Source organism: Listeria grandensis, assembly GCF_014322885.1.
In the GTDB taxonomy this organism is placed as follows: Bacteria; Bacillota; Bacilli; order Lactobacillales; family Listeriaceae; genus Listeria_A; species Listeria_A grandensis.
Genome location: NZ_JAASUG010000021.1, coordinates 1 through 11,070 on the forward strand (window position 1 = coordinate 1; position 11,070 = coordinate 11,070).

At 38.3% G+C, this 11,070-nt stretch carries 6 protein-coding genes; 4 read left to right on the plus strand and 2 right to left on the minus strand.

All coding sequences use genetic code 11. The features are described from left to right. On the minus strand, positions 1-831 hold an 831-nt coding region (locus HCJ54_RS15115), incomplete at its 3' end, for a toxin Cry1Ac domain D-VI-related protein (RefSeq protein ID WP_187138236.1). Positions 832-1,020: 189 nt separating this feature from the next. Beyond that, complete coding sequence (locus tag HCJ54_RS15120) at positions 1,021-3,531, minus strand: toxin Cry1Ac domain D-VI-related protein (protein ID WP_187138237.1); 2,511 nt, start codon at positions 3,529-3,531, stop codon at positions 1,021-1,023. Between the two features lie 214 nt (positions 3,532-3,745). On the opposite strand from HCJ54_RS15120, the gene HCJ54_RS15125 reads away from it, so the two are divergent. From HCJ54_RS15125 to HCJ54_RS15140, 4 genes are all read left to right on the plus strand, one after another. Then, positions 3,746-5,209, plus strand: coding sequence for an AcpB/EbpR/MafR family transcriptional regulator (locus HCJ54_RS15125; RefSeq protein ID WP_187138238.1), 1,464 nt, complete (start codon positions 3,746-3,748; stop codon positions 5,207-5,209). Between the two features lie 259 nt (positions 5,210-5,468). Beyond that, positions 5,469-6,149 (plus strand): Crp/Fnr family transcriptional regulator, encoded by a 681-nt coding sequence (locus HCJ54_RS15130; protein WP_187138239.1) that lies wholly within the window; start codon positions 5,469-5,471, stop codon positions 6,147-6,149. Positions 6,150-6,461: 312 nt separating this feature from the next. Continuing rightward, a complete protein-coding gene (locus HCJ54_RS15135; RefSeq protein ID WP_187138240.1) occupies positions 6,462-8,747 on the plus strand; it encodes a toxin Cry1Ac domain D-VI-related protein in 2,286 nt (761 codons plus the stop codon). 326 nt (positions 8,748-9,073) lie between these two features. Next, positions 9,074-11,070 (plus strand): toxin Cry1Ac domain D-VI-related protein (locus HCJ54_RS15140; protein WP_244966976.1); only part of this gene is annotated, 1,997 nt, incomplete at its 3' end.

Below are 11,070 nucleotides of genomic sequence, written 5' to 3' on the forward strand. Positions count from 1 at the left end.
GTCTAAATCTTTTTGTAATGCTTCTTTTACTTCCGAGTTCGTGACCGCATCGATTTTTTCTTGTACATTGTCAATGGCAGCTTGATCTGTGGAAACTTTAATGTAGCCGTTTGTGTCACCGTTGTTGAATAGGTCTTTCACGTCTGCTATAGCTATACCTTGACGATCCTTATCCATTGCTATATTATTAGTGAGTTCTGTTTGTGCGTTCGCGATTAAATTTAGTAATCTATCCTTTTCCGGAGATGTTGGCGCGTTTGATGCTGCATTTCTTGCCGCATCAATCTCTGCTTGCGTTACTCCTGAACCAATCGCTGTTAGACTACCATCTTGGAATAGATTGTACACTTGTTGTCCGAATGCCGTATCATATTTATAACCTGCATATGGAGCTGTATAGAATGTATGGTAACTATTCGGATACGGCTTACCGCTTGAGTACAATCCTTCCGTTGAGAAGAACGAATCTGGACTTGTCAGATTTTGATCGCCTACATAAATGGAAACTAATTCAGTTTGTTTTCCTGAGTCATATTGTGAATAAAATTCTCTAGTCGTTCCATCTGGAAGTGTCACTCTTACACCATAATTTTTAACGAACTTGATAAGATCGAGGGTGATATACTCTCCATCAAATCGAACCATTTTTAAGTTAGGTCCGGGTGACACCTCCATTACACTGGCTTCTGAAGGTGGTGCTACATAGGTTGGTGCTGTTGCTGATACCGCCGCTTTTACGGGGGTCTGCACCAATACATTAAATGGTGTTGCGATACTTGTTCCTAAAATGGAAGTGATGGCTAAAATACTTATTAATTTTTTTGGTTTCATATGAATGATGACCTCTTTCTAATTTTTTTTTGTTACACATTATGTTGGGGCTGCGCTAATGATCTTGCATTTTGGTCTGCTAGGCTCTGCTGACACTGTGAGTCCATTTAATGAAAGAATACCCTAACCCTCTAATGGTTCGACTTAAGAAAGCGGGGTGTTCAGTTTTAAACATTATAGTGAAGTGACTTATTGAACAGTTTGTGTGGAAGTGTAAAGAACATTACCAACTGTGTCTAAAGCTTTTACTTCGAAAGTGGTATCGGCGATGCGTAGAGCGGGGATGTCGTAAATGTATACTTTGAATTCTGTGCCAGTGACTGCGCCATAGCGGACAAGCTCGCCGTCTACATAAAGCGCGATCATGTGGACGTCACCTGTGACTGTACCTGTGTTGTAAGTGGAGAGTGCTGTTATTTCATTTGGTGAGATGCTCCCTTTGACTGTTTTCACTTTGACATCAGAGGAAGCGCGTTCGCCTTCGTTGCCAAGATTATCGACAGCGACAACTTCGAATGTTTGGCCTTCTACTTTTATTAGGGCGACATCAGATGCATAGATTTTGAAAGTGTCGTCTGTGATGGCACCATAGCGGACGAATTGTCCATCAATGTAAAGTGCGATTTTCTTCGCTTCGGTGGAGACGGTTCCTGTGATGTAGCTCGCGCCTTTGAAGTAATCATCGATCATTGGTTTTGCGATTTTCTTTGGTGCTACTTTGGCGGAGACTACAGAGTTCGATTTGAGTCCGATTGTGCCGTCTGCTGCGATTGGTGCGACTTCAAATGTTTGACCAGTGACTTGTAGTTCTGGTGTTGTGCTAGCGTAGATTTGGTACGTACCATTGCTTGCGGCTGCCGTGCGGATGAGTTTACCATCTACGTAGATGCCAACTTTGGTTACGCCTGCTTTTGTTGTTCCTGTGATGTAGTTGCCGCCAACTGTGTACGTATCGATTGTAACTTCACCAAGTACAAGTTGGCGTTGGGCTTTGTTCACGGCTTGTTGTAACTCGTTTTTCTTGGCTGGATCGATCACGGCGTTTACGAGTTGTCGGGCAGCGTCAATGACAGCTTGGTCAGTGTTGTTTTTGATGGTGGCTTTAGTGTCATCGTTGTTGAACAAAGCTTTCACTGCGTTTTCTGCAGCTATTTGATTTGCAATCGATGCATTTTTTTCGTCTAGCAAGCTTTGTGCTTTGGTTATTTCTAGATTTAATTCTGCGTTTAAGGCTGAATCAGTGACTTGATTCACGAGGTTTTTTGCGTTGTCGATGTCAGTTTGGTCTACGTCGTTCGCCAACTCTGTGTGTTTAGTGTCGCTAAATAAGTTGTCGATAGATATTTTTGCGTTGTTTTGCAGAGTTAATTGTGATTGTATATCGTCTAATTTTGTTTGGAATTCTGCTTTTTTCGTTGGATCTGTGATAGCTTCAATTAAGGTTTGTACGTCATCAATGTTGTTTTGAGTTGTTGTATTTTTAATGATGTTATTTAAATCTACTAGGTTATTCAATGCGTCTTCAACCGCTTGTTGTTTATTTAATTCTGCATTTCTAGCACCTAATTGTGTCTGTATGTCGGCTAGCTTTTCCTGAAGTTCTGCTTTTTTTGTAGGTGTAGTGATAGCATCAATCAATACTTGTACGTTATCAATGGCATTTTGATCTGTCATAGCTTTAATAATATCGTTCGCATCTACTAAGTTGGCTAATGCATCCTCAGCGGCAGCTTGTTTATCCCATTCTATTGTTCTAACATTTAATGCAGTTTGGAGGGTATCTAATTCTGCTTGAAGTTCTGCTTTTTTATCGGCATCTAAAATCGCATTAATAAGTGTCTGTGTATGGTCAAGAGATGCTTGTGTTGTGGTGTCTTTTAAAATGTGGGAAGTGTCTGTAAGGTCAGAAAGAGATGTTTCAGCAGCTTGTTGGCGTGCTAATTCTTCGGTTAACTCTTTTTCTACTTGCGCATCAGATTTCACGAAATTGATATTTGAAACTTGGAAAGTAGAGTTGATGTGAGAGTAGGGAACATCACCAGCATCGAGGCTAAAGAATAATTTAGATAAACTAGATGTTGCGGTGAACGTTACTGTGTAAGTCGTTGTATATACGCCGTTCGAAGCAACCTCGTTTGTTGTACTATCAGTTTCTACTTGTTCTAGCACAGTATTAGAGGCGTCGGTCACACCAAAGGATGTTGTGGCTAAAAATTTCTCTGAAGAATTATCGATGGAAGAGTTACTGTGACTGTAAGTACCAGTTACTGTGTATTCTTTTCCGGCAACAGTATTTATTTGTTGGGAGGTAGTTAGCTGAACATTTTTTTCAGGAGTGGATGTTTGTACCATACCACTATTTAGATAAATATAGGCTTGATTTCCTCGTGAACTGAATACAGGAGAAGCGATAGCGTTGATGTCGAAGTAGCGAGTAGCGTTTCTGCTGCCACCGATGGCTAGTGTTGGGTTATCGGTGATTGTCAGACCGTTATCAAACTTCCACATAGAATTTGCATAATCTAATCCAGTGCGGGGGTCTACTAAGTTAGGGTTTTCAACGACAAAATTGCTTTGGGTAGTTACCAATGGATCTTCGGAGGCAAAAGCTTCTGTGGCTAGAACGTTAAAAGGTGTGCTAATACTGGCTCCTATAATTGATGTTAATGCGATTGTGCTAAATATTTTTTTCATTTTCATAATAATAACCTCTTTCGTATTTTTAATAATATCTTTTGTACTTGTGTAGTGTGTGCCTGTTATTAACTCTATTTAATCATAGGGGGATGAGGTTGTGTATTCAGTATTGTCAGTGTGTTGTGACATTTTTAGTTGTGATAGTTATGGATAGAGGCTATAATGATTGCAGGTATGAAGTATTAATATTATCTTGGGATTCGAGAGGGGAATGGGCATGAATCATTTTTTTTCACAATTAGTTGCTGATAAAAAGATTAAGCGTCAGATTAAGTTATTGCAAACGATTTATAATGCGAACTATCCAATAACGCTCGATGAAATTGCGGATGATTTCGGGACTTCCAAGCGAACGTTATTTCGAGATATGAAGGATTTAGAGCATATTTTACCGGAAGATGATATTGTAGAGTATAATACGATTTCTGGATATACAATTAATCACACACACTTAATTGAAGACTTAGTTGTCCAAGTTTCTGAGCAATCTCCGCTATATACGATTGTTAATAATGTATATGATGAAATATTTTTAACGATTGATGAGTGGGCGGATGATTTATTTTTATCGACATCGACGTTGTACCGTTACCTAGGTGATTTGAAAAAGATATTAAAGGAATTTAAGCTGGAATTGACACTGACTCCTGTTGCGATTGTTGGTGAAGAGGTGAATATTCGCCATTTTTATTTTCATTTTTTCTACAACACGAATGATATTTCTTCTATGAATAGCCCGACAGAAAAGCATCAAAAGATTTTTCATGACTCGTATTCTTTTTTTATGAAGGTGACGAATCAAGAAGTGACGACACAACACCGGAGTGCGCTTTATTGGCTTATGGTTACGAATAAGCGTTTGGAGCAAGGCCATACGATTACTTTGGGTGAAGATTTGAAAAAAATAGTGAAACATCTGAGAGCTTACGAGTTTATGCCGCAATTTGGGCCGCTGTATTTTCCAGATATTGAGGAGCAGTATGTAACAGAAGATGAAATTTTGTATGCGAGTTTATTGACGCTCGATAATTATGTATACGAGGAAGGCGAATTGTATGAAATAGAAGATTTGTTGGATGCGGAAAATTTAACGCTGATTAATACATTTTTAGTTCGTGCTTTTATGGCTCTGGATAAGGAATTGCCTGATAAAGAGACGCTCTCGTTATATGTATTGTATTTCCGTAATCTTTACTTTCTTACTAAGTTAACGCCATTATTTCAAAAAAATAGTATGGAAGTAAACAAATTGATAAAGCATCGACATCCGGTTATGTATACGAAATGGTTGGAGATATTGAGTGAGGACCTGATTAAAGAGAAGTTTGCGATAGAGTATGTAGAAGATGTTGCGGTGAACCTTGCAATGTTTACGTATTTTTCGCAGCATGGTAAATCACATAAGAAAAAACATGTGTTGTTTACTTTTGATGGCAAAAAGGCTTACTTGAATTATTTAAACATCATGGTGAACAGTTTCGTAAATCAAAATGTAGAAGTTACGTTTCTTGTTAACCAACATATAACTAATAAAGTTGTAGAGGATTTAGGTGCGGATATTGTGATATATAACTATAGAGAAGATAGTGAGAGACTTGATTGCGTGAAGTATAGAACGGAGCGAATGCCTACGGAGCACGATTGGGAAAGAATAAATAACCTGATTTTTGATGAACAATAAGAAAAGGAATGAGCAAAGAAACGTGGTTTGAGGACTATAGTTTCTTTGCTTATTTTTTTGTGCTCTTTTCCAAAAACGGCATTAATTGGTGACAAATTTGATTACCGTAAAATGAATCGGGATGGTTTAATTGAGTTAACAGCAAGGCACACAAACATTATACGAAATTCACAAAATAGACATAAATTTGTGAGATTAGCCATTTTTTTAAAAAATAAAAGATAATTATAGCTGGTAGTATAATTTTGGAGGTGATGAAATGGATTTAATGGAGCTATACAATCGAGATACGATTGAGCAAGACTTTCATCCACAAAAATTAGTGAGTCTATTGCTTGATAATAAATTTCCACTTTATAAGGAACAAGTAACGTTTGAACGAGGAGATTCAGTTATTTTGGAGTCAAACAGAGAGGAATCACCATATGTGTATATTATAGAAAGTGGTATTGGTGCGCTTTACATTGGTAACCAGATTATTGATTTTGTCGGTGAAGGAGATTTTATCGGTTTACATCACAGCCAAGCAATTAGTGGCTCACAGATGTATGGTGAAGCTTTAACGGGGAAAATGACAGCTTGGCGTTTATCACTAAGCGAAGTCATAGCAAAAATGATGAGTATTCAAGAAGGTTACTTATATCATTATAACTACATGCGGCTAGTGTACGAACGTTATGCGCTGAAAATCATAACTAGAAATGATACAAATCAGCAAAGGATTGAAAGCATGCTCCAAGTCATTGTTGAACGTTTCGTAACGGATCGAATTGATAGCTATGCTAAAATACCGAGGTGCTTCACACGCAGAATAATGGCCAATTATGGCGGCATCAGCAATACAACGTTGAGTGGCGTATTAACGCAACTGGAAAAAGAAGGGAATATTATTTTTAAATCAAGGGATATATTAGTCCTTAATAACTTATTTTTCAAATAATTAAATTTTGACGATTAAGTGAAAAAACAATGAAAATTCATAGGATTATACTGAATCAAAAAATAAAAAACAGATAAGTAGTCTTGTTATATTTGCTTTAAGGAGGTGAGGACGAGCCTGAGTAAGGATATAATTAAAACTCCAACTCAAGCTATAAAAAATGGAGTAGCGAGGGATAAAAGTTACAAAATATAAAGGGGTTATAAAATCAAAAGCAGCTCAGATTGCAATATACTTCAAGCAATATTCAGGAATAACAATCTGTGATCTATCTTTAAGTGGTTAGAAACAGATTAACAGACGGAGGTAAGAATGAAAAATACAAGTAAAAAATTAGCAGTAGGTTTATTAACAACAACAATCGTAGCATCACAGGTATTCCCGACATCGCTCAGTCTCTTCCCAGAACAAACAAAAGGTACTGAGGCAGAAGCAACAACAGTATACATTTCACCAAATCCTACGGTAACGGATACAGGAGGTAGTTTACAAGTCAACTTCAACATCAATGTATTAAGTTCTGATGGATATGTGAGAATGGAAATTTTCAGACCAACGAATCCAGATAGTCCAGCAACATCTGGTGGCCGAATTCTTGATACATTTGAATATATATCTTATCCTACGTATAAGGGCGACTACACAGTTTATTTAGCGAAAAGGGTTGCGGCAGAAAAAGGAGATGTTGTACGAATAACATACTATAGCAAATCAGGTACTCAGCTAGGCATTGCGGCAACTAATGCTTTTGCAACTGGCTATTTAAGTGCAAGTACAACAGCTCTAATTAATAATGCGAAAAGTAAAGTTGATGCTTTATTCACAGACACAACAAAAAATGCAATCAAACCAACGACAAACCAAGCGGTAATTGATGCAGCACAAGTGGAGGTAGATAAACTTCCAGATGGTACAGACAAGACGAATCTACAGAACGACATCGACAAAGCTAAAACTCTATTAGCAGACAAAGTGGCAAATGAGAACATAGCACAAACTGCGGTGAATGACCTGTTCACAGATGCAAGCAAAAATGGGATCAAACCAACAACAGACCAAGCAGCAATTGACGCAGCCCAAGCACTAGTCAACAAAGTAACAGACCCAGCAGTGAAAGCAATAATGCAAGCAGACGTGGATAAAGCGCAAAGTCTATTAGATGCTAAAAATGTAGCAACCGCAGAAAAAGAAAAGCAAGATGCAGCGAAAAAAGCAGTAGACGAATTATTCAACAATAACAATCCATCAAGTAATGTAATCAAGCCACTAACAGATCAAGCAACAATCGATGCAGCGCAGAAACTAGTAAATGCAGTAACAGATCCAACAACAAAAGCAGCGTTGCAAGCAGATGTAGATAAAGCCCAAGGTTTATTAGATGGTCGTATCCAAGCCGATAAAGATCAAAAAGTAATCGCTAGCTACCTTGTTAATCAACTTTTCCAAAATAACACCCCATCAAGTGATGCAATTAAGACAACGACAGACCAAGCGGCAATTGATAATGCACAGGGAGAAATCAATAAAATAGTTGACCCAACAGTAAAAGCAGCGCTACAACAAAACTTAGACCGCGCACAAGAACTACTAGATCAACGTAATACAGTAGTGTCAGAAAAAGCAAAACAAGATGCAGCGAAAAAAGCAGTAGACGAACTATTCAACAACAACACGCCATCAAGTAATGCGATCAAACCAACAACAAATCAAGCAACAATTGACGCAGCACAAGCCTTAGTCAACAAAGTAACAGATCCAACAACAAAAGCAGCATTACAAGCAGATGTAGACAAAGCGGCATCATTACTAACGAACAATGCCAATAATACAATCAATAGCATCGATACGTATACTGCTGGAACAAGCTATGTAACAGGGAAAACATCACCAGGCGTTACTCGCGTTGGTCTATATGTAAATGGTGTCCTTGTTAAAACAGCGTCAGCAAGCAATGGCAGCTACCAAATCTATGCAGGCGCTACACCTGAAATGAAAGTTGGCGGACAGATTTTTGAAGTAGCAACATTGACAGCTGGAGGTGTACCAGGTCAAAAATTAACATCAATGGTTGCAGCAAAAGCATTGTCTAAATTAGCAGCACCAGTTGTGGACACATTCTATGTAGGTGATTCTAATGTTACAGGAACACTACCAACAGGTGCCATTAAAGTCGGACTCTATGTGGATGGAAGCCTTGTTCGTTACGGAGCCATCACAGGAAATACCTTTAAAATCTATTCCCATGATGCAACTAAATTGAGAAGCGCTGGACAAGAATTTAAAGTAGTGGTAGTAGATGCAGCAGGACAAGAAAGTGACTATACAACAAGCAAGGTAGAAGTTAACAATGCCAAAGTGACACCAGATGTTAATGCAACAACGGCTAGCTATCTTAAAGGAAACGTGACAGGAAATGTGGCACGCCTTGCACTATATATCGATGGCTCACTCGTTCGTTACGGTAGCGTCAGCGGACAAACATACAGTCTTTACGTGAATGATGTACCAGCATTAAAACAATCTGGAACAGAATATGAGCTACGCGCACTGAACGATAGTGGCAGAGTACTTTATACAACAACAGAAAAAACTAAATAAGCAATAAATTAAAATATACTAAGCTAAGTAGGTAAGACCACAATCATCATCTTACCTACTTAGAAAGGCTAGATAGAGCATTCTTTGGCTTAGACTATAAAGTAAAAGTAAGTGAAAAAAGCCAAAAGTTCACAGAATTGTCATAAAAAAAAAACAGGAATAAAAAAACTAAAAGAAAACTGACAATTAGACTTGTTACACTCATCTAGAGGAAGATTGAGTAAAGAAGAAATAGGCAAAGCAATATTGGGAAAATGGTAAAGGCAAAAAAGCACTTTGCTAGCATGACATAAAAATCAAGAAATGAAAGAGGTTATTGAAAAATTATGAAGAAAAAACAAATAAAAAAATTAGTAAGTGCCTTAACAGTAGCATCGATTTTAGGAACAAGTATCGCAACACCATTGAATGTGATGTCGACAGAAGCGTTTGCAAGTGAAGCAAGTGAATCCAACCTTGTTAATATAACAACTGCAGTGAGAACAACAGCCGACGTATTTCAATACAAGGATGTAGGTTTTGGTAATGGTCTGGATCTAACTAAATGGGGTGAAGGTAGTTCATGGGGTAAAATTGACGGAAATAGTGAGAGGCTTGGTGCGGTACTTGCTGATAGTAATGGTGGTAAAATCGGTCTTTCTTTTTACAGAGCAGGTGTGCAGCAGTACAGTATCTATTCAAATTATGTTATGGAAACAGAAGTAGGTAAAAAATATTATATCTCCTACGATATAGTAGATACTCAATCAGATACAACTACGGAAAAATCTGGGGACCATAAAGCACTAGTACGAGTGGCTGATATTGATGACTATGTAAATGGGAGATATTTAAACGAAAACGCCCACTATTTTGCTAACGCTGCTGGATATAAAAAGACGAATGAATCGAGTGGTTTTACTTTTACAGCAAAAAGTGATATTTCGATTTTAAACTTTGATTACTCAACGACAAGAACAGAAAAGGATGATAATCAAAATCAAGTATGGTTGAGCAACATTCAAGTATTAGATGCAGAAGGTGGAGCAGCGATAGACTTAACCAAACAAACAGCAGCGAAACAAGCAGTGGATGCATTATTCAACAATGATACTCCAACAAGCAATGCCATCAAATCCACAACTACGCAAAAAGCGATTGATGATGCGCAAGAACTAGTGGATGCTATTGCAGATACAGCAGTAAAAGCGGCACGTCAAGCAGATTTAGATAAAGCCCAAAGCCTATTAGATGCAAAAAATGAGGCAGCGGCAGAACAAGCGAAACAAACAGCAGCGAAACAAGCAGTGGATGCATTATTTAACAATGATACCCCAACAAGCAATGCCATCAAACCTGCAACAACACAAAAAACAATCGATGATGCCCAAAAACTAGTAGATGCAATTGCAGATGCAGGAGTAAAAGCGGCACGTCAAGCAGATTTAGATAAAGCCCAAAGCCTATTAGATGCAAAAAATGAGGCAGCGGCAGAACAAGCGAAACAAACAGCAGCGAAACAAGCAGTGGATGCATTATTTAACAATGATACCCCAACAAGCAATGCCATCAAACCTGCAACAACACAAAAAACAATCGATGATGCCCAAAAACTAGTAGATGCAATTGCAGATGCAGGAGTAAAAGCAGCACGTCAAGCAGATTTAGATAAAGCCCAGAGCTTACTAGATACGCGTACGGCTCAAGTAGCGGCAGATCAAGCACAAAAAGCAATAGCAAATTATGCAGTAAATCAACTATTTGTAAGCAATAACCCAACAAGTGATGCCATCAAAACGTCAACAGATCAAGAGGCCATTGATAATGTCCAAGCAGAGATTGACAAAATTAACGATACAACACTTAAGGCTGGGTTACAGACAACGCTAGATCGTGCACAAGAACTACTGGATGAACGGAATGCAGTGGCAAAACAAGTAGAAGAAGCGAAAAAAGTAATCGACGAATTATTCAATAATGGTAATACCAATGGCTCACTGAAAGATACAACCAACCAAGCAGCCATTGACAAAGCGCAAGAAAAAATTGATGCGCTCACAGATGCAACCAAAAAAGCAGAACTACAAAAAGATTTAGATGCGGCTCAAAAGCAACTAGATGATCGTAACAGCGCTGCAGAAACTGAAAAAGAACGTCAAGAAAAAGCAACCGCAGACGTGAAAGACCTATTTGAAAATGGTGATACCAATGGTTCACTGAAAAATACAACCAACCAAGCAGCTATTGACAAAGCACAAGAAGCCATTGATGCTGTAACAGATCCAGCCGTAAAGGAATCCTTACAAGCGGACCTAGATAAAGCCAAAGCATTACTTGTAAATGA

What these genes read in the sequence shown, in the direction of transcription:
- HCJ54_RS15125 (WP_187138238.1), top strand. Translation starts at nt 3,746, where the DNA reads ATGAATCATTTTTTTTCACAATTAGTTGCTGATAAAAAGATTAAGCGT.
- HCJ54_RS15130 (WP_187138239.1), top strand. Translation starts at nt 5,469, where the DNA reads ATGGATTTAATGGAGCTATACAATCGAGATACGATTGAGCAAGACTTT.
- HCJ54_RS15120 (WP_187138237.1), bottom strand. Translation starts at nt 3,531, where the DNA reads ATGAAAATGAAAAAAATATTTAGCACAATCGCATTAACATCAATTATA.
- HCJ54_RS15135 (WP_187138240.1), top strand. Translation starts at nt 6,462, where the DNA reads ATGAAAAATACAAGTAAAAAATTAGCAGTAGGTTTATTAACAACAACA.